At 66.3% G+C, this 22,336-nt stretch carries 23 protein-coding genes, 1 tRNA gene and 1 pseudogene; 13 read left to right on the top strand and 12 right to left on the bottom strand.

The window, feature by feature from the left end; all coding sequences use genetic code 11:
* Positions 1-3: 3 nt before the first annotated feature.
* Complete coding sequence (locus R2733_01575; GenBank protein ID MEZ5375170.1) at positions 4-411, bottom strand: heavy metal-responsive transcriptional regulator; 408 nt, start codon at positions 409-411, stop codon at positions 4-6.
* 72 nt (positions 412-483) lie between these two features.
* Between R2733_01575 and R2733_01570 the strand changes: the two genes are divergently transcribed.
* The 5 genes from R2733_01570 to R2733_01550 all read left to right on the top strand — a co-directional run bounded on the left by R2733_01570 (position 484) and on the right by R2733_01550 (position 3,086).
* Positions 484-987 carry a hypothetical protein gene (locus R2733_01570; protein MEZ5375169.1) on the top strand — a complete coding sequence of 168 codons (504 nt, stop codon included), beginning with the start codon at positions 484-486 and terminating at the stop codon, positions 985-987.
* Complete coding sequence (locus R2733_01565; protein MEZ5375168.1) at positions 980-1,132, top strand: FAD-binding protein; 153 nt, start codon at positions 980-982, stop codon at positions 1,130-1,132. The genes R2733_01570 and R2733_01565 overlap by 8 nt, the downstream gene beginning before the upstream one ends.
* The gene (locus R2733_01560; protein MEZ5375167.1) at positions 1,089-2,342 is read left to right on the top strand and encodes an NAD(P)/FAD-dependent oxidoreductase; all 1,254 of its coding nucleotides are present in this window, start codon (positions 1,089-1,091) and stop codon (positions 2,340-2,342) included. Before R2733_01565 ends, R2733_01560 begins: the two co-directional genes overlap by 44 nt.
* A 42-nt stretch (positions 2,343-2,384) precedes the next feature.
* Positions 2,385-2,717 (top strand): YnfA family protein, encoded by a 333-nt coding sequence (locus R2733_01555; GenBank protein ID MEZ5375166.1) that lies wholly within the window; start codon positions 2,385-2,387, stop codon positions 2,715-2,717.
* Between the two features lie 296 nt (positions 2,718-3,013).
* Positions 3,014-3,086 (top strand) — tRNA-Leu (locus R2733_01550).
* Positions 3,087-3,117: 31 nt separating this feature from the next.
* On the opposite strand, the gene R2733_01545 is transcribed toward R2733_01550, so the two are convergent.
* The 3 genes from R2733_01545 to R2733_01535 form a co-directional block, all read right to left on the bottom strand.
* The gene (locus R2733_01545) at positions 3,118-3,984 is read right to left on the bottom strand and encodes an SDR family NAD(P)-dependent oxidoreductase (protein ID MEZ5375165.1); all 867 of its coding nucleotides are present in this window, start codon (positions 3,982-3,984) and stop codon (positions 3,118-3,120) included.
* Between the two features lie 90 nt (positions 3,985-4,074).
* On the bottom strand, positions 4,075-5,358 hold the full coding sequence (locus R2733_01540; protein ID MEZ5375164.1) for an MFS transporter: 1,284 nt from the start codon (positions 5,356-5,358) through the stop codon (positions 4,075-4,077).
* Positions 5,359-5,414: 56 nt separating this feature from the next.
* The gene (locus R2733_01535) at positions 5,415-6,806 is read right to left on the bottom strand and encodes a PLP-dependent aminotransferase family protein (GenBank protein MEZ5375163.1); all 1,392 of its coding nucleotides are present in this window, start codon (positions 6,804-6,806) and stop codon (positions 5,415-5,417) included.
* Between R2733_01535 and R2733_01530 the strand changes: the two genes are divergently transcribed.
* A complete protein-coding gene (locus R2733_01530) occupies positions 6,805-7,743 on the top strand; it encodes a DMT family transporter (protein MEZ5375162.1) in 939 nt (312 codons plus the stop codon). The two genes, R2733_01535 and R2733_01530, sit on opposite strands and share 2 nt — an antisense overlap.
* Here the strand turns inward: R2733_01530 and R2733_01525 are convergent.
* Genes R2733_01525 through R2733_01500 form a run of 6 tightly spaced genes read right to left on the bottom strand, consistent with a single transcriptional unit; the run spans position 7,737 to position 13,576 of the window.
* Positions 7,737-8,597: an alpha/beta hydrolase gene (locus tag R2733_01525; protein ID MEZ5375161.1), complete on the bottom strand. Its 861-nt coding sequence runs from the start codon at positions 8,595-8,597 to the stop codon at positions 7,737-7,739. The genes R2733_01530 and R2733_01525 overlap by 7 nt on opposite strands.
* A 7-nt stretch (positions 8,598-8,604) precedes the next feature.
* Positions 8,605-9,357, bottom strand: a complete 753-nt coding sequence (locus R2733_01520) for a nuclear transport factor 2 family protein (GenBank protein MEZ5375160.1) — start codon at positions 9,355-9,357, stop codon at positions 8,605-8,607.
* Positions 9,354-10,661 (bottom strand): DUF3500 domain-containing protein, encoded by a 1,308-nt coding sequence (locus tag R2733_01515; protein ID MEZ5375159.1) that lies wholly within the window; start codon positions 10,659-10,661, stop codon positions 9,354-9,356. The genes R2733_01520 and R2733_01515 overlap by 4 nt, the downstream gene beginning before the upstream one ends.
* Positions 10,658-11,677 (bottom strand): LLM class flavin-dependent oxidoreductase, encoded by a 1,020-nt coding sequence (locus R2733_01510; GenBank protein ID MEZ5375158.1) that lies wholly within the window; start codon positions 11,675-11,677, stop codon positions 10,658-10,660. Before R2733_01510 ends, R2733_01515 begins: the two co-directional genes overlap by 4 nt.
* Positions 11,674-12,858 carry a hypothetical protein gene (locus R2733_01505; protein ID MEZ5375157.1) on the bottom strand — a complete coding sequence of 395 codons (1,185 nt, stop codon included), beginning with the start codon at positions 12,856-12,858 and terminating at the stop codon, positions 11,674-11,676. Before R2733_01505 ends, R2733_01510 begins: the two co-directional genes overlap by 4 nt.
* The gene (locus tag R2733_01500) at positions 12,851-13,576 is read right to left on the bottom strand and encodes an IclR family transcriptional regulator (GenBank protein MEZ5375156.1); all 726 of its coding nucleotides are present in this window, start codon (positions 13,574-13,576) and stop codon (positions 12,851-12,853) included. Before R2733_01500 ends, R2733_01505 begins: the two co-directional genes overlap by 8 nt.
* Before the next feature lie 320 nt (positions 13,577-13,896).
* Here R2733_01500 and R2733_01495 point away from each other — a divergent pair, with 320 nt between their 5' ends.
* The 3 genes and pseudogenes from R2733_01495 to R2733_01485 all read left to right on the top strand — a co-directional run bounded on the left by R2733_01495 (position 13,897) and on the right by R2733_01485 (position 16,767).
* Positions 13,897-14,907 carry a LacI family DNA-binding transcriptional regulator gene (locus R2733_01495; GenBank protein ID MEZ5375155.1) on the top strand — a complete coding sequence of 337 codons (1,011 nt, stop codon included), beginning with the start codon at positions 13,897-13,899 and terminating at the stop codon, positions 14,905-14,907.
* Positions 14,908-14,987: 80 nt separating this feature from the next.
* Complete coding sequence (locus R2733_01490; protein MEZ5375154.1) at positions 14,988-15,833, top strand: alpha/beta hydrolase; 846 nt, start codon at positions 14,988-14,990, stop codon at positions 15,831-15,833.
* A gap of 4 nt (positions 15,834-15,837) precedes the next feature.
* Positions 15,838-16,767: pseudogene (locus R2733_01485) on the top strand (DUF1593 domain-containing protein).
* A gap of 488 nt (positions 16,768-17,255) precedes the next feature.
* Here R2733_01485 and R2733_01480 read toward each other — a convergent pair.
* Positions 17,256-18,278: a LacI family DNA-binding transcriptional regulator gene (locus R2733_01480; protein ID MEZ5375153.1), complete on the bottom strand. Its 1,023-nt coding sequence runs from the start codon at positions 18,276-18,278 to the stop codon at positions 17,256-17,258.
* On the opposite strand from R2733_01480, the gene R2733_01475 reads away from it, so the two are divergent.
* The 4 genes from R2733_01475 (at position 18,271) to R2733_01460 (ending at position 21,032) form a co-directional block, all read left to right on the top strand.
* Positions 18,271-18,528, top strand: coding sequence for a sugar-binding domain-containing protein (locus R2733_01475; GenBank protein ID MEZ5375152.1), 258 nt, complete (start codon positions 18,271-18,273; stop codon positions 18,526-18,528). The genes R2733_01480 and R2733_01475 overlap by 8 nt on opposite strands.
* Before the next feature lie 5 nt (positions 18,529-18,533).
* On the top strand, positions 18,534-19,550 hold the full coding sequence (locus tag R2733_01470; GenBank protein ID MEZ5375151.1) for a galactokinase family protein: 1,017 nt from the start codon (positions 18,534-18,536) through the stop codon (positions 19,548-19,550).
* Between the two features lie 49 nt (positions 19,551-19,599).
* Positions 19,600-20,409: a phosphotransferase gene (locus tag R2733_01465; protein MEZ5375150.1), complete on the top strand. Its 810-nt coding sequence runs from the start codon at positions 19,600-19,602 to the stop codon at positions 20,407-20,409.
* 155 nt (positions 20,410-20,564) lie between these two features.
* Positions 20,565-21,032, top strand: a complete 468-nt coding sequence (locus R2733_01460) for a nitroreductase/quinone reductase family protein (GenBank protein MEZ5375149.1) — start codon at positions 20,565-20,567, stop codon at positions 21,030-21,032.
* Positions 21,033-21,051: 19 nt separating this feature from the next.
* On the opposite strand, the gene R2733_01455 is transcribed toward R2733_01460, so the two are convergent.
* Positions 21,052-22,308 (bottom strand): Rieske 2Fe-2S domain-containing protein, encoded by a 1,257-nt coding sequence (locus R2733_01455; protein MEZ5375148.1) that lies wholly within the window; start codon positions 22,306-22,308, stop codon positions 21,052-21,054.
* Positions 22,309-22,336 lie beyond the last annotated feature (28 nt).

The following is a 22,336-nucleotide window of genomic DNA, read 5'->3' as shown; positions in this document are numbered from 1 at the left end:
CTGTCAGGGCTGGTCACTTGGCGTGAATATGTGGCAGATCTCGCCGGCGGTGCAGTTTGCTGGGTCGAGGTGTCTGCTGCGTTCCAGGAGTTCGGAGAGATCGGATTCGAGCGTGGCGAGTTGCCGTCGTCGTTCTCGGACTTCAGCGAGTTTGGTTTCGAGGAGTGCGTCGACATGGCTGCATGGGACGGTGCCGTCGTCGCGCACGTGGATGACGCTGGCGATCTCGGCCAGGGTGAGTCCGGCGGCTTGTGCGGTGCGGATGAATCGGAGCCGGTTGAGCGTGGCGTCGTCGTAGACGCGGTAGCCGTTGTCGGCGCGTTCGGGGTCTGGCAGGAGGCCTTTGCGCTCGTAGAACCGGACGGTTCTGGTGGGGATGCCGAGGGCGTCTGCGAGTTGTCCGATCAACATGTTTCCGATTCTACCGCTTGACCTTCTTCTGTGGGAGAAGGTTTATGGTCGGGTTCATGGACGAGAACCCCGATGAGTAGTTGTTGCAGCAACGCCGACGCTGACGCCGAGCCGTGCCCGAAGTGTGGTCACGTCGGCCCGATCATCGGCGCCGCCCCGGTGCGTCCCCATTTGGCCGAGGCGGTCGATGGTGATTGGCAGCACTGCGCCAACGAACAGTGTCCGGTCATCTACCACTTGGGCGAAGGCATTGTTGACGCCGACTCGGTGGTCACCCAAGTCGGTTTGAAGGCCACGGACCAACCGACGCCGGTGTGTTTCTGCTTCGCCCACACCGCAGCCGCACTCGGTCGAGACCTCGCCGAGCATGACGGTGTCAGCGTGATCAAAGCCGAGATCAAGACAGCGGTCGCTGACAGCCTGTGCGCTTGCGAGCATCTGAATCCGAGCGGCGACTGCTGCCTCGCCGACGTGCATCGGACACTCACGAGCTTCGCCCAACCGTCCCCGGCACGACCACCACATCCAATTGCCACAACGAACCACCGACCCGCAGAGGAACCCCGCAGTGAGTAACGACAACACCGCCTATGACCTGATCGTCATCGGTGCCGGAATGGCCGGCAACGCAGCAGCGAACAAGTGCGCCTCGTCAGGCTGGCGCGTCGCGATCGTCGATGAACTTCCCTACGGCGGCACCTGCGCGCTGCGGGGGTTGTGACCCGAAGAAGATCCTGCGGCGCGGTGCGGAGATCATCGACAGTGCCCGCCTCCTGAGTGGCAAGGGGATCGATGCCGAGGGTTTGCACATCAACCGGGCCGATCTGATGCAACACAAACTCGGATTCACCGAGCCAGTCCCTGCGAACATGGAACGCGGCCTCGCCAGGAGCGGGGTCGACACACTGCACGGCACCGCCCGATTCACCCGGACGAACAGCCTCGACATCGACGGCGTCGGCTACATCGCCGATCACTTTCTCATCGCGACCGGCGCCCGCCCCCGACCACTCGATGTTCCAGGCGCCGAGAGCCTCGTCGATAGCACTGCATTCCTGGATCTCGTGGAGCTTCCCGAACGGATCCTGTTCGTCGGAGGCGGTTTCGTTTCCTTCGAGTTCGCCCACATCGCAGCCCGAGCCGGAGCCCGACCCACGATCATCGATCATGGTGCACGCCCGCTGAAGGGGTTCGACCCGGACCTTGTCGAGCTTCTGGTCGATCGCGGCATCCAAGCCGGCGTCGAGACGCACACCGGTACCTCGGTCGTGTCGGTCGAGGCCGACGGCGCCGTCTATCGAGTGACGATGGAGCGAGATGGTGAGCGAAGTGTCATCGAGACGGACCTCGTCGTGCACGGCGCCGGACGCGTCGCCGAACTGTCCCGGCTCGGCCTCGAGAACGCGAACGTCGAATACGGTCCGAGCGGTGTGAGGGTTGCCGGACACCTGCAGAGCACCACCAACCCGAGGGTGTACGCTGCGGGAGATTCTGCGGACACGCCAGGCATGCCGCTCACCCCGATTGCGGTGTTCGAGGGCAAGGTCGCGGCGTCGAACATGTTGAAGTCGGCGACCATCGTCCCGGACTATGCCGGTGTTCCGACAGCGGTGTTCACCATCCCCGAACTAGCCCGTGTCGGCATGCTCGAATCCGAAGCTGTCGCCGCCGGCATCGACCTCGACGTCCGGTACACCGACACCAGCGGCTGGTATTCGAACTACCGGATCGGGGAGACGGCAGCGGCAGTCAAGATTCTGGTCGACAGAGCGACAGACCTCATCGTCGGTGCACACATGCTTGGGCCCGAGTACGGCGAACTCATCAACTTCTGTGCGCTCGCCATCAAACTCGACCTCACCACCCGGCAACTCAAGTCCATGACTGCCGCCTACCCGACTGTCACCTCCGACCTCGGCTCCATGCTCTAGGACCATGCGTGGCACGGAGGGGTAGACTCCTAGTGTGGGTCGATGACCTCGACGCTCCGATCGATCCTGTTGTTCGCTCTCGCCGCGGTCGCCGAAATCGGTGGCGCCTGGTTGATCTGGCAAGGGGTTCGCGAACATCGGGGTGTGATCTGGGTCGGCGCAGGCATCGCGGCGCTCGCGGCTTACGGGTTCGTGGCGACCTTGCAGCCCGACGCCAACTTCGGTCGGATCTTGGCCGCCTACGGCGGAATCTTCGTGACTGGATCCTTGGCGTGGGGTCGCCTGGTCGATGGATTCAAGCCAGACCGCTTCGATCTCGCCGGAGCCGGGATCTGCCTCATCGGTGTCGCTGTGATCATGTACGCCCCACGCTGACAGGGACTCGTATCCTCAAACGTCGAGGCATGGTGGTAGGCGTGCGGCAAGCGGTGGAGATCCCGGGTCAGTGTTGCGACAAAGGTCCCCTGCCTGTCGAGCAAACGCAACGGTGCCTTGCACACGATGGATCGGTGTCGGCCGAGAGGGTTTGAACAGACTCAGGTGAAGCCCGAAAATAGTCGCGAATTAGTCGCGAACGTGGCCGGATTGCCTCGGATGGGGCTGGACGGCGTCGGATTGGTGCAGTGCTCTGAGCTGGATGTTCTCGGACTCAGCCGGATGGGTTCGGACTGGCCAGCATGGCTGGTGTTGGGCTTAAACCCCTCGATCCTTCAGGATGTACGGGTTCAAATCCCGTCCCGGGCACGCATCGATCCGACGAACGTGTGAGACGCGACTAGCGGCGACGGCCGGCTCGCTCCAACCGCTTGCCGTCGAGCGTGATCAGTGCTTCCCGCGCCCGGTCGGGGAGACGTGCGATGACGCCGGCGCCCTTGGCATCGGGTCCTACGAGATAGCGAGCCTTGGGTCGCGATGCTGTGAGCGCGTGCTCGACGGCTGACGCGACTCGGTCGGGATCGATCCCCTTCGACTTGCCCTCTTCGACGAAGCCGCGCTGGCTGTCGAGCAGAAAGCCGTAGCGGTCCTGCGTGTTCGTCGAGGCCAGGCGGGCCTCGAACTCGGCGATCGTCGCTTCCGCCTTGTCCCAGATCGATGTCTTGATCTCACCTGGCTCGATGACCGACGACGTCATCTTGGTGTTGCGGGCGAGTTCCGCTCGGAGCGCCCAATTGAAGGCGGACACGGCGTGCTTGGAGGCGGCGTACGGTCCGAGTCCGGGCATCGCGATCCGACCGGCCACCGACCCGATGTGAACGAAGCGGCCATCGGCCTTGCTGACGAGTGGGAACGCCTCTCGTGTCAGCGTCACCAGGCTGAAGAAGTTGACGTCGAACTGCCAACGCCACTCATCGTCGGTCAACAACTCCACTGCGCCGCCGACCCCCACGCCGGCATTGTTGACGAGCCCGTCGAGCTGCCCCACTTCGGCGTCGATCCGCGACAGCACACGGTCGATGTCCTCCTGTTTGGTGACGTCGAGGATGACGGGAATCACCTCACCCCCCGGGTGGGACAGCCGCTCGCCATCAGCGTCGTTGCGCACCCCGGTGTAGACGCGCCATCCCGCCTCGGCCTGACGGGCGACACAGGCGGCGCCGATGCCCGACGACGTTCCGGTGATCAGTACGGTCTTCGGCGCCATGATTCCCCCACGTGCACGCTTCGATCGAGGCCCACCGGAGAGTCAACCACATGGGCGGTGTCGGCGCCCCGTCGCCGTTGGCCTGGGCGGTCAGGAGCGCGATGGCGGAGCGGGCGGGGTTGCCAGCACGAAGAAGGTGAGGCCGGCCCCGGCCATCAGGGCCAGGATCGTGAAGCCCGTGCGGTAGCTGCCGGTGCTGTCGGCGAGGATCCCGGCCACCAACGGTCCACCGACGGTGCCGAACATCACGATGAGCGACGAGAAGCCCATGATCTGGCCGAACGACGTGGACCCGAAGTAGTCGGCTCGCAGTGCCTGCATCAATGGGCCTCGCACGCCCCAGGCCAGACCGTGGATGGGCACGAACAGCCAGATCATCCAGCGGTGGGTGGCGAAGGCGAGCAAGAGCAAGCCGACCATGTGGCCGAGCATGGCGATGGAGGCGAGGATGCGCTTGTTCATCCGGTCGCCCAGCACGCCGCCCAGGAGGTTCCCCACGATCTGCACCAGAGGGAGCGAACCGGCCACGAAACTGGCGCGCTGGAGGGAGTAGCCCTGCTCCGATGTGAGATAGAGGGAGAGGTGGGCGATCACGGCACCGACCACCAGCAACGCCGACGCGTGGCCGAGCGAGATCATCCAGAACGCTCGGGTTCGAAGGGCTTGCGATGCGGTGAAGTGCACGTCGGACACGCCTTCGGCCCGAAAGCTTCGTTGTGTCGCCTCGCTCGGTTGGACGCCGTCGACGAACTCGCCCCTCGACGCCGGCGTGCCGTCGAACGTCGACATCAACGCCATGCCGAGGACGAAGAAGATCAGTCCCGACCCCGCAGCCGTCCACCGCCAGCCCGCCCGTTCGAGGCTGAAGACCAGGAGGGGGACGAAGCCACCGCCGATGGCAAATCCCATGCCCGACAGCGACAGCGCACGGGCGCGCTTTCGTTCGAACCATTTGACGGTTGCGGTGGTCACGCTCAGGAATCCCGAGAGGCTCGCCCCGACGGCGGTCAGCAAGAGCGCGGCCAGGAACTGGACCTTGTTCTGGATCTGACTGAGAGCCAGGAGCCCGCTCGACATCATCACGACGCCGGCTCGCATCACGGCCACCGTGCCGTACCGTCCGAGGAGCCAGCCCTGGAGCGGTCCGAGAAGGCCGCTCTCCGCACGGTTCATCGCATAGCCCGCCGAGATGAAGGTCTTGCTCCATCCGAACTGGCGCTCAAGTACGACGGCGTACTGCCCGTATCCCTGGATGAAGAACACGGCCTGGAGCGCCTGCACGATGGCACCCGCGCCGACGACCCGCCAGCCATGAAACAGCCGACCGGTGGTCGCAGTCGATGGTGATGTGGTGACTGCTGCTCCCGAGTCCATGCGTCTGCCATCTTTCACCGAGTGAAGTGTCTCCGACAAGCGGGCTCGTGAACCTGCTACGAGATCTCGCTCATGGCCCGCCGTAGCCGTTCGACGCCTTCGACGATGTCCGGCAACGTCGCCGATGCGTTGCTCAGCCGGATGTGGTCGGTCCGCTGGTCGCTCGGGTGCCACTGGTTGCCGGCGACGACCGAGACGCCCCGACGGAGCGCAGCATCACGAACGGTCACAGCGTCGAGGCCGGACGGCAGACGGAGCCACACGTGCATCGGCCCGCCCCGGAGGATGGCGTCGGGGTGGGCCAGATCGGCGAGGGCTGCCCGCAGCGACGACTGCCTCGACGCCAACTCGGTTCGGAGCGCTCGCAGGTGTCGCGGCCAGCCCGTGCTGGTGACGACGTTCAACGCCGTCTCCTGCAGGACCGGCGACACGAAGAAGTCCTCAACCGCCCGCATCGCCTTCAGCCGTTCGGCGATCATGCCGGTGGACGCCACGCCGGCCAGGCGCATGGCGGGAGCGACCGACTTGGTGAGCGAGCGCACATGCACGACGTGACCGTTGGGGTCGTCGGCGGCGAGCGGCCGCTGGCGCGCCATGGGATCGTCGAGGTCGTACAACCAGTCGTCCTCGATGACGATCAGTCCCCGCTCCTCGGCCAGCGCCATCAGCGCCGGCCTGCGATCCGCGGCCAGGCTGGTGCCGGTGGGATTGTGGAACCGTGGCTGCAGGTACACGATGCGAGCCCCGGTCGCCTCGACGACGGCGGTGAGATCATCCAGCCGAACGCCGCCCGCATCGGTCGGGACCGCCGCCGGTGTCAGTCCGCTGGCACGACAGGCGGCGATGGCGCCGATGTACGTCGGCGTCTCCATGGCGACGATGTCGCCTGGCAAGGCGAGCGAGCGGAAGATCAACGACAGTGCCGTCTGGCCGCCCGAGGTGACGAGAACGTCGTGAACCCGTCGACGATCGAGTTCGCTCGCAAACCACGACCGAAGCGGCTCGATGCCTTCGCTCGGCGCACGGCCATAGGTGCCGGGGCGTCGAGCGGCATCACGCATCGCCTTGGCCAACAGCGCAATCGGCTGCAGTGCGGCGTCGGGGTAGCCGCTCGCCAGGTCGATGGTGTCGGGGGTCGGCGTCGATCGGAGCGGGCCCGGAAAGTCGACCTCGAGGCGGTGGGGTGCAAGGGCCGAGACTTGCCAGCCGCGGTCGCCGTCATCTTGCTGCGGTCGGGGCGGCGAGAGGATGAAGGTGCCGCTGCCAGAGATGGTTTCGATGCGCTCGGCGCGCACGAGTTCGCTCACTGCGGCGCGGACGGTGGCCGGGCTGACACCCAGGTCGGACATGAGCGTTCGTACCGACGGCAGCCGGTCGCCGGGCTTGCCTTGGTCGACGAGTGCCGTGAGGTGCGCAACCACACGATCAGAAGCGCTATCGTGAACCATGAGACAACAGAGTAGCGCTATCCACCGCAGTGGCGAATCGATCGGGATGGCCCTCGGCTTCGTCGGGGTGGCCATCTTCTCACTGAGTCTGCCCGCCACCCGCGAGGCGGTCGAAGCCTTCGGGGCGTGGACCGTCGGGTTCGGACGGGCGGTGCTTGCTGCCATCTGCGCTGTCGCCGTGCTCATCGCCACCCGCACGGCTCGGCCCGAGGCAAGCCAGCTCAAACGCCTCATGATCGTGGGAGCCGGCGTCGTGGTGGGCTTTCCGCTCTTCACCGGATTGGCGCTCGAGACGTCGACGGCGTCGAGAGGGGCGATCGTGATCGGCGTGTTGCCGTCGGCGACCGCGCTCGTGGCAACGCTGCGGCACGGCGAGCGTCCCAGCCGCTGGTTCTGGCTCGCGGCCGGCGGCGGCCTCCTCACCGTTGTGGTGTTCGCCGTGGCCACCGGAGCGAATGGACGACCGGAGCTCGCCGATGTCTTCTTCCTCCTCGCGGTGCTCGCTGCTGCCATCGGCTATGCCGAGGGAGCGGCCCTCACACACGAGCTCGGCGGGTGGCAGACCATCTCGTGGGCCCTCGTGATCGGCCTTCCCATCACCGTGCCGGTCGCGACCATCTCGCTCGTGCACCACGGCATCGACCATCCGCAGCTCTCCCACTGGGTGGCGCTCGGCTACGTCTCGCTGTTCAGCATGTACCTCGGCTTCTTCGCGTGGTACGCCGGGTTGCATCTTGGTGGCGTGGCTCGAGTCAGCCAGATCCAGCTGCTCCAGCCGACGCTGACGCTGTTGTGGTCGGCGTTGCTGCTGGGGGAGACGGTCACGAGCTCGAGCATCGCCACGGCTGCGCTCGTTCTCGGGTTCGTCGCCGCATCGAAGCGAGCCGGCGTACAACGGCGGCCATCACATTCGGCGCAAGCGCTACTCGATCACTGATGTCGGCGTCGTTCCTCAGCGGCCCGTCGGGCGAACAGTGAGAACTCCTCGGCTTCGGCTCGATGCTGCTCAGGGTCGATGACGAATCGATCGATGAAGTAGGCAGCCTCGGCCGCAACGCGCCGCAGCACCGAGGGAATCGCGACGAACTCATGGTCGTGGCCGTGGAACAGGTGGAGGTCGACCGAGGCCCCGGCCTCACGGAGTGCCTCGAACATCACCTCGCTGTGCCGATGGCTGACGATGTGGTCGTCGGTGCCGTGGAGGAGCAACGTGGGCGGGAAGTCGGGGCCGACGTGGCTGATCGGACTGGCTCGATGGGCAGCTGGTGCGTCGTACCCCTCGCCGAGCAACGTGTTGCCCGATGCGAGGTAGCGCTCGGTCGGCTCGCCGTGATGGAAGCCGGTCGGCGGGAAGAGCGCGATGACGGCGGCTACGTCGTCCGACGCTGCGTCGGGATCATTTGAATCGTCGCCGAATGCGTCACTGGGCGTGCCGGCAGCAAGCAGGCTCAGATGGGCGCCGGCGGACGCGCCCCACAACACGATGCGCTCGGGGTCGATCCCGAGTTGGTCGGCGTTGGTTCGTGCCCAGCGGATGAACCGCTTGACGTCGTGGATCTGGGCCGGCCACGGCGCTTCGCCGAGTAGCCGGTAGTCCGCCGCCAGGCCGACGAACCCAAGCTCGGCCATCGGTTGGGCGTAGACGTGCATGACCTCTCTCGAGAGCGCACGCCATCCACCGCCGTGGAAGAAGATGATGCCGCATCGGTTGCCCGTCGACGTGGGTCGGAAGACGTCGACGAGCAGCTCGCCCGTCGGGCTCGGAACGACACAGGTTTCCACGACGGACACGGCGAACTCAGCGCACTGGAGTGATGTGGAACGAGACGAATCGCCACTCGCCGCCGTAGCGGTGCACGACCTGCGTCACGAAGGTCTCCAACACTCGCACGCCACCGTCGTCGGTGGACAGATGGTTGATCAGCGGACCGTGGATGACAGCAGTGTCGCCGAACGGCTGGATCCGAAGCGGGCCACGTTCGTGTCGGCGTGCCAAGTCGCCGATCCACTCGATGTACTGATCACGGTTCATGGTGCGGCCGCGGCCGGTCACGTGGGTATAGCTGGCATCCAACAGACGTCCGAGTGCCTCGCCGTCGCCGGCTGCGATTGCGGCACAGCGGGCCTCCTCGAGCGAACGGATGGCTACCTCGTCAGCCGCACTGTCGGCGGGGACGTCCGGCGGGCGAATCGTCGTCATCTGGAAGGATCGGAAGACCCATCCGTGGCCGTTCCGCTCAGCAACTTGATGGCAGAAGCCGCGTAGCTCCCGGTGGGCACCCTCGGCGGTCGGCATCAGGTTCGTTGCCTCGCCGGTGATGATGGCCACGGTGCCGACGAGGCGGACCGTCAGCTCGCCTCGAGTGGTCGTGCGGGGTCGAGTAGCCACGGCCGCCAGGTGTCCGGCCCGGTCGTCGACCTTGCCGGTCGAGTGCACGTGGACGTAGTCGTCGCTCAGCATCGAGCGCAGCGAGTCGATGTCACCCGCCGCGATGGCGTCGCACCGTCGCACCTCGAGTGCCAGCACGTCGTCGATCGGTGTCGTGGTCACGATGACTCCTCCGTGGCCGGCGTGAGCCCGTGAACCTGTTCGTAGTGCTGGCGGAGCAGATCCTTGCCGTAGTCGTTGCCGTTGGGCGTGCGGACGACGGTGTGGATGTGACACTTCGCCGGTTTGGTGTTGGTGAGGAACACGCCCGAGTGATGGTCGAACTCGCACATGATCACCGGGCTCTGGATGCGGTAGTAGAACGGGTCGTCGTCGCCGTAGTGACCGATCCAGGAGAACCAGGTGTCGTCGATGTGCGCTTCGAGTTCACGTCGCCGAGCCTCGAGCACCGGCGCTGGAAGATACTCGACGAACGTCAGCGCCAACTCCACGAGTGCGGTGCGCTGTGCTCCGGTCAGCTCGGCGCCATTCACCCCCTCGAAGGGGATGATCCGATTGTCGTGGTAGGCGCCGCCGAGGTGTCGCTGATCGGCGAAGTGGAAGCGGCCGGGCGGCATCGACGGGTCGTACATCTGCTCGTAGATCTGGGCTCGGCGTCGTTGATCCTCGGGCAGCGAACGCATCAGCGCCAGGCCATCCAATTCTTCGGCGTTGAAGATCGTCAGGCCGGCATAAGGACCCTCGTCGATGATGTTCGGCTCGGCTCCCATGAAGCTCGGCGAGATGATCAGTTGATCGCCGATGACCACCGCGTTGAGGGCGAGGTGGTGGCCGTGGAGCTGCCAGCCCCACGGCTCGGTGAGCGACGGCTCGCCGAACAGCGAGAAGTTGTAGCTGTACTCGTTCATGACCCGGGTCCCGCCCACGAGGCTGCCGAGGAAGCCGTTCATGATCATGCAGGCTCGGGCTTTGTCGAACCCGGGGGCGGACAGTGTGGCGCGCACGACGTCGAGGACATCGTGACGAGCCGACGCGCCGAGTTCGTCGAGGCGCAGTCCGTGCCGGTTCACATAGAGCTCGGGGTTGGCCCACCGTCGCCATTCCGTCGCATCGATCGGGTGCATGACCCGAGCCAGGTCGTCGCTGCCGAGCCCATTGAGCAGGCGACGTGCGGACGCCACCATTGACCCGGTGGGCGCTCCGTTGCCGGCCGTCTCGAAGAGCGACGGCACGACGTTGCCGTCGGTCGTGATGCCGGTGAACGGCTGCGCCACTCGTGCGTCGATGTCGGCGAGCCAGGCTCGACCTCGCTCGGACTGGGTCAGACGGTCGCCGTGGGTGTAGGCGTCGCGTTCGCCGATCCCGGCAACCGATGGGTGATCGGGTGGAGGCAGGATGTCGCGGAAGCTGTTGTCGGCCGGGCTCGTACCCGTGCCCTGCTGGGTGCTGTGCCAGTGCTCGTTCACACCGGCTCCGGTGTGTGCATGGACTGAAGGGCCGGCATCACCTCGGAGATGAACAGCCCGAGCGACTGGCTGGCCTCGGAGTACGACAGATCGCCCCACTGGAACGACGGCGCAAAATAGTTGTGGTTCGGGCCGAGCTGGTCGAGGAGGTCGACCAGCGCCGTGCGGACCGTGTCGGGCGAGCCATAGACGACGCCACCGTCGGCCGCAGGAACCCCCTTGTAGCCGGGCGGTCCCGGTTTGCCGCCAATGCGCAAGGAGGTGGCGACGAAGTTCTCGTGATGCATCGCCCAGGCACGCTCGGCGATGACGCGTGCCGCGTCGTCGGTCGGGGCGATGAACACCCGACGGGTCGAGCCGGCGAGCGGTTCCTCACCTTGATAGGCGGGATCTCCTGCGGCCTGTCGCTGCGCCCACACCGCGGCGTAGTGGTCGAATGCCTCTCGTGGGCCGAACCCGATGACGTTCATGCCACGCTCCAACGCCGACTCGACGTTGCCGGCGTACCAGAAGCGCATCGGCTTCTGGATCGTGGTGTAGTTCGTCGGCTCGTCGTCGTAGTGGAAGTACGCGCCGTGGAAGTCGAGCCGGTCGGTGGCGAGCGCAGATTGCAGGATGGCGAGACACTCGTCGAACCGGTCTCGGGACTCCGATTGGTCGTGTCCGAACCACTCGTGCTCGACGTCTCGCACACCTTTGCCGACGCCGGGCATGAGGCGCCCGTGGCTCAGGTGGTCGAGCATGTACAGCTCCTGCAGCAACCGCACCGGGTGGTAGAGCGGCAGCACGAGGACGAGCGTGCCGAGCCGAATCTGCTCGGTCACGCGGGCCGCCGCCGTCAGGAACATGAGCGGTGACGGCGCCATGTCGAGCGGCGTGAGGTGATGTTCGGCGATGTGGTAGCCGTGGAACCCGGCGGCGTCGGCGATCTGCAGCAGCTGCAGGCGTTCGTCGTACTGCTGCGCGAGTGGAACGCCACGCAGCTGTTCGAAATGATCCCACCAACCGATCTTCATGATGCTTCCCCTTGTTTGGTCCCCGTTGTGAATGTCGACAGCAGTGAGCGACCACAGGCGCTGACGACGGCATTCGACACCTGTGCGTGTTGGCGTCCCGCCATGCAGTCGCGAAAGGCGCGCTGGAGCGGACCGTCTCGGAGGGCGATGCCGCCGCCCGACTTGTAGGCCATCTCGGCGACCTCGGTGCTGGCCCAAGCCATGTGGTACATCGCCAGTTGGAGCGAGCTCAGCTGGCGTGGTCCGATTGGACGATCCGGCGAGCGTTCCAGCTCGCCCTCGACCTCGCGCCAGCGCTCGAAGACCAGGGCCCGGGCCGCTCGGTACAGTGCCTCGCCCTGTCCGTAGCGTTCGAGAAACGCATCTCCGCCGAGTGGTGTGCCGGGTCGGTCGGCGGCCGTGACGGCGATCGCCGCCAGTTCATCGAGGATGCGACGCCCGATCCCGATGAAGAAGCCGGTGTGCGCGATGCACACGAGGCCGAACATGCCGACTTGGTAGAGCGAGCCGCCTCGCTGGATCGTGGGGTTGCGAATCGGGTGCTCATAGCCCGTCGGGATAAAGGCGCCATCGATCGTGTAGTCGACGCTTCCGCTGCCCCGCAGCCCGATCACGTCCCACTCGTCGTCGAGCGTGGCCGCCTCGATCGGGGCGACGAAGATGTGGTGGCCGAGGTCGTCTCGTACCGTTCCTTGCTCATCGATGATGAAGCCACCGTTGTGGAGGTGGGTGGCGTGGTGAATGCCGCTCCCGTATCCCCAGTGTCCGGCCAGTCGGAGGCCGCCGTCGACCGGCGTGGCCCGGCCACGCGGTGCGCCACCGCCGGCGATGATCGGCATGCGTGGGCCGAAGATCTCGTCGACGGCGTCGTCGGAGAGGAACGCCCCGGCGAGGGCGTTGGCGAACGAACAGGTCGTGAGCACCCAGCCTGCGGCGCCATCGGCACGCGAGACTTCGGCGAACGTGTCGAGTGCCTCGGTGGGTGACGCCTCGAACCCGCCCAGCGTCTCGGGAACGAGCACGCCGAACAGGTTCGCGTCGACGAGTGCGCCGAGGGCGGCGTCGGACAGGCGCCCCGTGCGATCGTGAGTTTCTGACTGCGACTCGAGCAAGGGGCCGAGTTCGACGGCGAGGTCCAGCGGCGATCGCCGAGCGGGCGGGAGGAGTCGATGGTCAGCCAAGGATCGACCTCGCCCGTTCCACACCGTCGCCGAGCATGTCGACGAGCATGGCCTCGCGCTCGACGAACCGAGACGAGGGCACCGGGAAGGCCAGCGCGACCGGGAGCCCGGTGCTGTTCAGCACGGCGGCGGCCACGGCACTGATCCCGATCGTGTGCTCGTCGCGGTCGTACGCGATACCGGTGGCCCGCACGGTGTCGAGGTCGCGGAGAAGGTCGTCGATCGTCGTGATCGTGTTCTCGGTGAAGCGCTCGAGTTCGTCGCGCACGATGCTGCGGACGTCGTCGTTGCCGAACTGGGCAAGGAGTGCCTTGCCACTGGCGCAACAGTGCAGAGGGAACGATCCGCCGATCTGAGAGACCGCCTGGAGTCGCCCGGCCGCGACGACCTGATCGATGAACAACGCACGATCCCCGGTCTGGATCGAAACATCGACGGTCTCGGACGCAGTCAGCGACATCTCGGTGACGAGCGGACGCAGGCGGTCGGCCAGCCAGGCCTGCGTCGTGACGCCGAGGCGGATCAGGGTCGGGCCTAGTCGGTACCGGCGTCCGTCGACCACCTGGACGACGAGGTCCTCGGCAACCAGGTTCTGGAGGAGGCGGTGGGCCGTCGACCTGGGCAGGCCGACATCGAGGGCGACATCGGCGGCCATGCGTCCCTCGGGATGGTCCTCGAGCGCCCGCAAGATGGAAGCAGCCCGGCCCAACTGACTCATCGTGTGCGGTCCGCTTCCGTTGGAGATCCCATCTGATGGGACAACTGGATCGGTGGGCTGCTCATTCGCGTCACGCTACGGAATCCACTGCCGAGCGGTCAACACCCGCACCTGCCCTCGCTGCCTCGACCTTGGAGCGTGACGAACGTCACGGCATGAGAAGTGGCAGGTCAGCAGCGGTCGTGGCCAACCGGCGAACACGAGAAATTTTCTCACTGACTCGTTGGCGTGGCAGTCGTTTGTCCGCCGTGCCCGGTCGTCGACCGGCGTTAGCCTGACGGCCAGCACACGACGGGAAGTGGACCATGCGCTCTCAGCCGGTGGGAATCAAGGACGTGGCGCAGGCCGCGGGTGTCTCGCTCGGCACCGTGTCGAATGTGTTGAACCGGCCGGAGCTGGTCTCCGACGCCATGCGAGCGAGAGTGCAGGTGGCGATCGACGAGCTCGGTTTCGTCAGGAACGGCTCGGCCAGCCGGCTTCGTTCCACTCGGAGCAAGACCATTGGTCTGGTCGTGTTGGACGTCGGCAACCCCTACTTCACCGAGATCGCCCGAGGTGCCGAGTCGGCGGCCGAAGAGCGTGGCTATGCCGTGATGCTCTGCAACTCCGACGAATCGGGTCGTCGCGAGGAGCGGCACCTGTCGTTTCTCGCCGAGCAGCGTGTCGGCGGCATCCTGCTCACACCGACGAGCCCTGCCGTGCCCGAGACCCACCTCGCGGCGCTGCGATCCCACGGCGTCGAGGTCGTGCTGGTCGACGAGGCGTCGCCTGCGCTCGACGTCTGTTCGGTGTCGGTCGACGATGTGCAGGGAGGCCATCTCGCGGGTCAGCACCTACTGGCCGGTGGTCGACGGCGACTGGTCTATCTGTCGGGCTCCCCGACGATCCGCCAATGCGCCGACCGGTTGACCGGACTGCGCGACGCGATCGCCGAGTTCGCCGCGACTTCCGATGATCCGGTCGAACTCGACCTCGTCGACGTCACCTCGATGACCGGCCGGGCCGGCTACGCCGCCACCGACACTGTCCTAGCACTCGAACCCGACGCCATCTTTGCGGCCAACGATCTCCTGGCCCTGGGAGTGTTGCGCGGCCTGCTGGAACGTGAGGTCAAGGTACCTGGCGACATTGCGCTGATCGGGTACGACGACATCGAGTTCGCCGGGCTGGCCGTCATCCCGATCTCGAGCGTACGCCAGCCTGCCTTCGAGATCGGCCAGAGCGCCGTCCAGTTGTTGCTCGAAGAGTGCGGGGACGGTGCCCACGCGCACCAGCAGGTGGTGTTTCGGCCTGAACTCGTGGTGCGACGATCCAGCGACGCCACGCGCTGAAGCGGTCGAGGTGCTGAATCGTTTCACGGTGGAGGGCGCCACCGTTAGGCTGGCGAGCACCGAACAACGAGGAGCCGGGAATGCCCCATCCGATCACCACCACCGCCAGCACGCTCGACCCGATTCGGCTGTTCGACGGCCCGGCGCCGGGCAGCGAGACGTGGACCCACGACGAGATGTCCTACTTCGCCTCGTTCTTCGAGACCGACGTGATCACCAACGTGGTGGTACCCACGCTCACCCCGGTGCTTCCTGCGAGCGGCAACGGTGCGGCGGTGATCGTGGCGCCCGGTGGCGGGTATCACGCCCTGTCGATCAATCGGGAAGGTTTCGAGGTCGCGCAGTGGCTGGCTGAGCGCGGTGTTGCCGCGTTCGTGCTGAAGTACCGATTGGTGCCGAGTGGCGACGATGCGGTCGCCGAGCTCATCGAGAAGATGACCAAGGGTCGAGCCGAGGCCGAGATGGCCGAGATCGCCAAGCTCGCACTGCTCGACGCCGAGGCCGCCGTCCGTCTCGTCCGTGACCGGGCCGAGTCCTTCGCCATCGATCCCACACGTGTCGGCTTCATCGGGTTCTCCGCCGGCGGCAACCTCACCCTCCGGGTTGCCTTCACCGACGATGCCGCCGCTCGTCCCGATTTCGTGGCCCCGATCTACGCCGCCGCCCACGATCTCGACGTCAGTACACCGCCGCAGGGGAGCGGCCCGATGTTCCTGGCAGCCGCCACCAACGATCAGCTCGGACTCGCCTCCCACTCGCTCGACATCTACCGCCACTGGCATGCCGCCGGGATGCCCGTCGAGCTCCACCTCTACGCCGAGGGCGGCCACGGGTTCGGCATGGGCACGCAGGGGTTGCCGTCGGACACCTGGATCGAGCGTTTCGGTGATTGGCTCGCCGCTTCCGGTCTGACGATGGCGGGCTGAGCCGATGCTGCAACCCCGCGTCATCGTCACGACCGATCCCGAGCTCGATGATCTCAACTCAATGCTGCGGTTGCTGCTCTACAGCAACGAGATCGACCTCGTCGGCCTCGTCTACTGCTCGAGCGAACACCACTACCGGGGCGACCCCGCAAGCGGTGTGACGCCGAAGCGCTGGCCGGCCGAGAGCGACACGCTGCCCATCGACCAGGCCATTGCCGCCTATGCCGAGGTCCACCACAATCTCGTTGCGCACGACCATCGCTATCCCAGTCCGGCTCACCTCGCGTCACTCGTCCGGATGGGAAATGTTGCGAACGTCGGCGACATGGAGCATCCGACCCCCGGATCCGACCTCATCGCCGAGGTGCTGCTCGACGACAATCCGCGGCCGGTCTTCGTGCAGGCGTGGGGTGGCATGAACACGATCGCTCGGGCGCTGCGGTCGATCGAGGACACCCACATCGATCGACCCGAGTGGCCCGACATCTACGAGCGGGTGACCAACAAGACGGTCATGACGGGCTTCGGGTTCCAGGACTCGACCTACGAGGACTACATCGAGGGCCACTGGCCCGAGATCGAGCACCGTCAGGTGGCGACGATGGTGTGGGGCTACTTCGCCTGGAACGTCGTGCCCGATGCCGATGCGTATCGACTGTCGGCGGCGTGGACCCGCGAGCATGTCTCGAACGTCGGGCCGATGGGTGCCGCCTACCGAGTCTGGGGCGATGGCGGGCAGATGGCTGCCGGGTTCGACGACGAGGACTACTTCGGGATCGCCGGTCGAACACGTGAGGAGCTCGAGGCCGAGGGCTATCGAGTCTGGTGTCCACTCCACGAACAGGGTTCGTGGATCTCCGAAGGCGACTCGTCGAACTTCGCACTCCACATCGACAACGGTCTGCGGAGTTGGGAACACGCCAACCACGGTGGCTGGGGCGGTCGCCAGGCGGCGGTCCCCGGGAGCGGAACCCGTTTCGACAGCTCGCTCGCGAAGGATCGGGCGCCCGACGGCTCGACGCCCGATGACTATCACGCCGCCCGCTGGTTCGGCGCGTTCCAGGACGACTTCGCCGCCCGATTGCAGTGGAGTGTCACGTCCGATGTGACGTCGGTGAATCACCATCCCCGGCTCGAGATCACCCAAGGCCTCGACCTCATCGCTGCTCCCGGAGCATCGATCGTGCTGACTGCTGTCACATCCGACCCCGACGGTGACGACGTGAACGTCACCTGGTGGTGGTATCCCGAGGCCGGTTCATGCCCAGGCCACGTCGAGATGGTGAGCGATGGCAACCGCTGCACCGTGACACTTCCCACTCACGCCGGCAAAGGGCAGACCATCCATGTGATCGCCGAGGCCACCGACACCGGTTCGCCGCCGTTGACCTGCTATCGGCGAGTGATCATCATGTCGGCTGATCACGAGGCACCGGCGCTCGCAGCACCGTCGCGTGAGCCGAGGGTGGAGGCACGTGCAACGAGTTCGGGTTGGAACATGACGTGGCGATGCTGGTGTGGTTCGTCGGAGCACTCCTCGATGAGCAACCGCGCCGAAGCGGCACCAACCAGACGTGCAGGCTGGCGAACCGAACTCAGCGGCGGAGTCACCACCGCGGCGAACTCGGCATCGTCGTAGCCAATCAACGCCACGTCGTCGGGAATCGATATGCCGCGCTCGTTCAGGTTGCGCAAGACAGCGAGCGCCATCGGGTCGTTGGCGCACGCGATCGCATCGACGCCTGCGGCAAGCAGTTCGTCGACGGCATCGCCGACCTCTTCCAAGTCGGTGCCCGGGACGCGAGCCTCGACGACACGTGCCGACGCGTGGCCGGCGACCGCTCGGGTGATGCCGGTGAGGCGGTCGTCGAACGGGCGGAAAGCGATACCAGCCTGAAGAAATCCGATCCGACGCCGACCCAACTCGAGGAGGTGGGTTCCGACGAGTTCCCCGCCATGGATGTCGTCGACGCCGGCGGCACAGTGCGAACGATCCTGGAAGGTCTCGTCGGCTCGAACGATGGCGATGCCCCGATCTCGCAGCGATTCGAGCCGTTGGGGTATCCCCTCGATCGACGAGCCCGTCACGAGGATGCCGGCGACACGTTGCTCGACCAGGAAGTCGAGGTTGCGGGCGAGACGTTCGGAGGAACGGTCGGCGTCGGAAAGCAACACCGAGTAGCCCGCCTCCTCGGCGGCATCCTGTGCGCCTCGGGCCAGCTCACACAGGAACGAGTTGCGTACGTCGATCATCAGTAGCCCGATGGCGTTGTTGCGAAGGCGGCGGAGCTGGCTGGCCGATCCATTGCGGACATACCCCACCTCGTTGATCGCAGCGAGGACTCGTTCGCGAGTTGCCTCGGCGACGCGTTGAGGGTGGTTCAAGACGTTCGACACCGTGCCCGGTGACACCTGGGCCCGTTCGGCGACAACCTTGATGTTCACTGGCTCGTCGCTGGCTGCGTGCGTCACAGTCTGCCTACGGTTCTTCGATGCCGACGGGGTCGCCGTCGACTCCGAACTCGACGACCGCGTGGTCGGCATCGGGATCGATGCCCTCCGCCGGGTCGATCGCAAGATCGGCATTGCCGGGGGCGAGCGCAAGATCGAGGCGATTCGTGCGGCAGCTGCGGGTGGTTGGATCGACGTATTGATCACGGATCTGCCGACAGCGACCGCGCTCGTGGTTGGATGATGGGCATGTCGCAGAACGGTTCGCAACGAGTGCAGGTCCTTGCCCCTGGGCGGGTCAACCTGATCGGAGACCACACCGACTACACCGGCGGCCTCGTGTTCCCGATGGCGATCGACCGCTGGACCGAGATCACCGGTGTCGTATCGGACCGGATCCGCCTTCGTTCCGATGTCGAGACCGAACCGGTCGATCTCGCTCCCGATGCAGGCGGCGAGATCGACTCGCTGCCGGCGTGGGGCCGTTTCGTCGCAGCGGTGGCTGCCGAGGTCGATGGCGCCGTCGGCATCGACGGTGAGGTGACCACGACGATTCCGGTGGGAGCCGGGTTGTCGTCATCGGCGGCGCTCGAGATCGCCGTCGCGCTGGCCGTCGGCTTCGACGGCACACCGCTCGAGCTGGCCCAGTTGGCCCAGCGCGCCGAGCATCGAGCGACCGGAGTGCCGAGCGGGATCATGGACCAGCTCTGCATCGCAGCGGCGACCAAAGGCCATGCCACGATGATCGACTGCCACACCTGCGACGTCACCCAGGTCCCGGTTCCCGACGAGGTCGCGATCGCCGTGCGATTCGTCGCCCACCGGACGCTGGAGGGCTCCGGCTACGCAGATCGGGTCCACGAGTGCGCGCGAGCCGAAGAGCTCGTCGGCCCGCTCCGCCTCGCCAGCCTCGACGGCGTCGCCACGATCGGAGATCCGACGATCGAGCGGCGGGCGCGACACGTGGTCACCGAGAACCAGCGGGTGCGCGACTTCGCCGTGGCCTTGGCGAACGGCGATTACGCCGTTGCCGGAGCGCTGATGGCCGCGAGTCACCGGAGCCTGCGCGACGACTATGCCGTCTCGACCACGGCGATGGATGCCGCCGTCGATGAGCTGCTCGCCAATCCCGACGTCTTCGGTGCTCGGATGACCGGTGGCGGATTCGGCGGTTGCGTGGTCGCGCTCTGCCGCCCTGAGGCGAAGATCGACGGCTGGCGGGTGGTGCCGGTGAACGGGGCCGAACGACGCCCGGCGGCGGGCTGAGTCATCGAAAGGGTGTTCGGGCCTCACTCGTGAGTGAGACACTGGTCCGATGGCTGCTGATCGAGAGCACGAGCTCGGAGAACAGTGGCAGACCTCGGTTCACCGGAGCGGCAGCACGGTGCTGCGTGCGGCGGGCCCGCAGAGTGCCACCGTCATTCGGCTGCTCGCACACCTCGACGCACACGGATTCGGTGCCGCGCCGCGGCCTGTCGGCGACGGCTTCGCAGCTGACGGACGGGAGAAGCTCGAATACGTCGAGGGGCGCAGTCCCCAGCCAGCACCGTGGACCAGAGAAGCGATCGGGCAGATCGGCCACACCCTTCGCCGACTCCACGACATCGCCGCCAGCTTCGATCCGGGGCCGGACCCGCGGTGGCGAGCCTCGTTCGCTCGCGACCTGCCCGGGGCGCGGCCAGTGCTGGGCCACGGCGACCTCGGTCCGTGGAACATCATCGCCCGAGAGGGAATGACGGTGGCGTTCATCGATTGGGACAACGCAGGCCCGGTCGACGCCTTGTGGGAACTGGCCCAAGCGGGTTGGCTCAATGCCCAACTCCACGACGACGACGTCGCGGAACGCAACAACCTCGGCAGCCCGGCCGAGCGGATCGCTCAGCTCGTCACCTTCCTCGACGGCTACGGACTGGAGCGTGCAGCGCGTCCGGCCCTCGTCGACATGATGATCGAGTTCGCCATACGCAGTGCGCGCGAGGAGGCCGTCGTCGGGCGGATCGGCCCCGACACGCCGAGCCCGGACCTCGAAGGATTCCCTGTGCTGTGGGCGATCACGTGGCGCACTCGGGCTGCGGCATGGATGCTCGATCACCGGTCGCAGCTGCTCGCAGCACTCGGTGCCTGATCACGCTTCTCGGGGAAGTGCCGCGCCCTCTTCACCTCACCTGGCGGAGCGATGAACTAAAACGAGAGCACTGCTCTTGACAATCGACGGAAGGAGGCGCATGCTCTCTTGCGAGATCACTGCTCTCGTAACGGAAACTCTCGCCACCTGGAGTCATGATGAACGCCAACTCGCACGCCGATCGCTATCTCGCCCCCGACCTCTTCACTCGCAAGGTGTTCAACCCGCTCGTTCGCTGGCTCACTCGCCGGGGCATCTCGGTGTGGGGTTCGCGTGAGCTTCGGGTCGTGGGCCGAACCTCGGGTGAGATTCGCTCGGTGCCGGTCAATCCGATCCAGATCGACGGCACCTGGTACCTGGTCGCCCCGCGCGGGACCACGCAGTGGGTCCGCAACCTTCGTGCCGCCGGCGCCGGCGAGCTCGTTGTCGGTCGGCGCACCCAGAAGTTCGAAGCGTCGGAGCTCGTCGACCCGAGCGAGAAGGCCCGGGTGCTCCGGCCCTATCTCACCAAGTGGAAGTTCGAGGTGGGTAGATTCTTCGAGGGTGTCGGGCCCGACGCGACCGATGCTGAGCTCGAGGCGATCGCCGACAACCACCCGATCTTCGTGCTCGACCTCCGTTGACCGGCGGTATCGCCAGCGCTCACGCTCCCTGGTCCTCGACGAAGTACTGGCCACATTGGGTCTGGACCATCTCCTGACCGGGCTCGAAGGCGACGTTGATCGGATCGCCGCCGTTGGTGATCACTTCGATCTGCGATCGGAACAGGCGTCGGAGCATGCGGATGCCTCGGTCGGAGCTGGCGAGGTGCTCCTCGGAGTGGAGCGTGATCTCGCCCTGGCTGCCCTGGGCCTCCCAGTCACCCGGATAGCGCTGGGCGCCCTCGAGTGTCGGCTCGGCTCGTCGCATGGACGCGACCCGCTCGAAGAACGTGCGGTCGGCGCCCCGCAGGATCGTGAAGATCTTGAAGTGGGTGTCGTCGACGGGAACCACGAAACCGAGTGAATCCGTGGGCCCCGGATCGCCGAACGGGTTCGACACGCCGCGAACGCCGGGAAGGATCGTCTCGGTGGTCGTGTGCAGGTGACGACCGTCGGGGATCGTCATCGTGCGCGAGGTGGCCACGCCGGTGTCGGTGACCTCGAAGGAGCTGGCCGCCAGTCGCTCCCACGGTTGGAAGTCGAGGTTGTCGAACTCGCCGTAGCGAGAGCCGAACTGTGAACCCGAGTGGAACACGTGGAGCCACAGGAAGTGTGCGGTGTCGAGAATGTTCTCGAAGTGCTGGAACCAGTTGAACGGCACCTCGCCGTCGAAGTAGCGGCCGCTGCCGATGTTGTGGTCGTCGGTGAAGAGTTGTTCGCCCTCGGCCAGGTTCTCGAACGGGCTGTAGCGCTGGAGGAGCGGCTTGCGTTCGGGTGGTCCCATGTAGGCCCACACCAACCCGTAGCGCTCCTCGGTCGGGTACCAGGGCTGGCGGAACTTGTCGCGGCTCGGGCCGTTGTTGGGTTCGCACGGCTGGTCGGTGCAGCGGCCTTCGGTGTCGAACGCCCAGCCGTGGTAGCAACAGCGGATGCCGTGTTCGTCGACCCGGCCGTAGAGGAGCGACGTTCCCCGGTGGGTGCAGCGGGGGTGCATCAGGCCGGTGCGCCCCTCGGTGTCACGGTAGAGGATCAGGTCCTCGCCGAGGATCCGTACCAGCTTCGGAAGGTCGGTGGCCTGTTCGGACAACGCGATCGGATGCCAGTAGCGCCGAAGGAGTTCGCCCATCGGGGTGCCAGGCCCGACCTCGGTGAGGTCGGCATCGTGGGTGCCGGGCTGCATGCCGTACGCCGTGCCGGTGTCGGGAGTGCCCTCGATGCGGACGCTGGTCTCGATCTGGCCGTCGTCGATGGTGGTCATCGGTTGCTCCTGCGTGTCATGGTCCCGA

It is taken from the genome of Acidimicrobiales bacterium (genome assembly GCA_041394265.1).
Classification (GTDB): Bacteria; Actinomycetota; Acidimicrobiia; order Acidimicrobiales; family SZUA-35; genus JBBQUN01.
The sequence above is the reverse complement of the archived record's forward strand: the minus strand, read 5'-3'. Positions and strand labels throughout refer to the sequence as shown.

What these genes read in the sequence shown, in the direction of transcription:
- R2733_01455 (MEZ5375148.1), bottom strand. Translation starts at nt 22,308, where the DNA reads ATGACCACCATCGACGACGGCCAGATCGAGACCAGCGTCCGCATCGAG.
- R2733_01465 (MEZ5375150.1), top strand. Translation starts at nt 19,600, where the DNA reads ATGGCTGCTGATCGAGAGCACGAGCTCGGAGAACAGTGGCAGACCTCG.
- R2733_01500 (MEZ5375156.1), bottom strand. Translation starts at nt 13,576, where the DNA reads ATGAGTCAGTTGGGCCGGGCTGCTTCCATCTTGCGGGCGCTCGAGGAC.
- R2733_01545 (MEZ5375165.1), bottom strand. Translation starts at nt 3,984, where the DNA reads ATGGCGCCGAAGACCGTACTGATCACCGGAACGTCGTCGGGCATCGGC.
- R2733_01470 (MEZ5375151.1), top strand. Translation starts at nt 18,534, where the DNA reads ATGTCGCAGAACGGTTCGCAACGAGTGCAGGTCCTTGCCCCTGGGCGG.
- R2733_01555 (MEZ5375166.1), top strand. Translation starts at nt 2,385, where the DNA reads ATGACCTCGACGCTCCGATCGATCCTGTTGTTCGCTCTCGCCGCGGTC.
- R2733_01460 (MEZ5375149.1), top strand. Translation starts at nt 20,565, where the DNA reads ATGATGAACGCCAACTCGCACGCCGATCGCTATCTCGCCCCCGACCTC.
- R2733_01490 (MEZ5375154.1), top strand. Translation starts at nt 14,988, where the DNA reads ATGCCCCATCCGATCACCACCACCGCCAGCACGCTCGACCCGATTCGG.
- R2733_01570 (MEZ5375169.1), top strand. Translation starts at nt 484, where the DNA reads ATGAGTAGTTGTTGCAGCAACGCCGACGCTGACGCCGAGCCGTGCCCG.
- R2733_01535 (MEZ5375163.1), bottom strand. Translation starts at nt 6,806, where the DNA reads ATGGTTCACGATAGCGCTTCTGATCGTGTGGTTGCGCACCTCACGGCA.
- R2733_01475 (MEZ5375152.1), top strand. Translation starts at nt 18,271, where the DNA reads ATGTTCACTGGCTCGTCGCTGGCTGCGTGCGTCACAGTCTGCCTACGG.
- R2733_01575 (MEZ5375170.1), bottom strand. Translation starts at nt 411, where the DNA reads ATGTTGATCGGACAACTCGCAGACGCCCTCGGCATCCCCACCAGAACC.
- R2733_01560 (MEZ5375167.1), top strand. Translation starts at nt 1,089, where the DNA reads ATGAACTTCCCTACGGCGGCACCTGCGCGCTGCGGGGGTTGTGACCCG.
- R2733_01540 (MEZ5375164.1), bottom strand. Translation starts at nt 5,358, where the DNA reads ATGGACTCGGGAGCAGCAGTCACCACATCACCATCGACTGCGACCACC.
- R2733_01510 (MEZ5375158.1), bottom strand. Translation starts at nt 11,677, where the DNA reads ATGAAGATCGGTTGGTGGGATCATTTCGAACAGCTGCGTGGCGTTCCA.
- R2733_01530 (MEZ5375162.1), top strand. Translation starts at nt 6,805, where the DNA reads ATGAGACAACAGAGTAGCGCTATCCACCGCAGTGGCGAATCGATCGGG.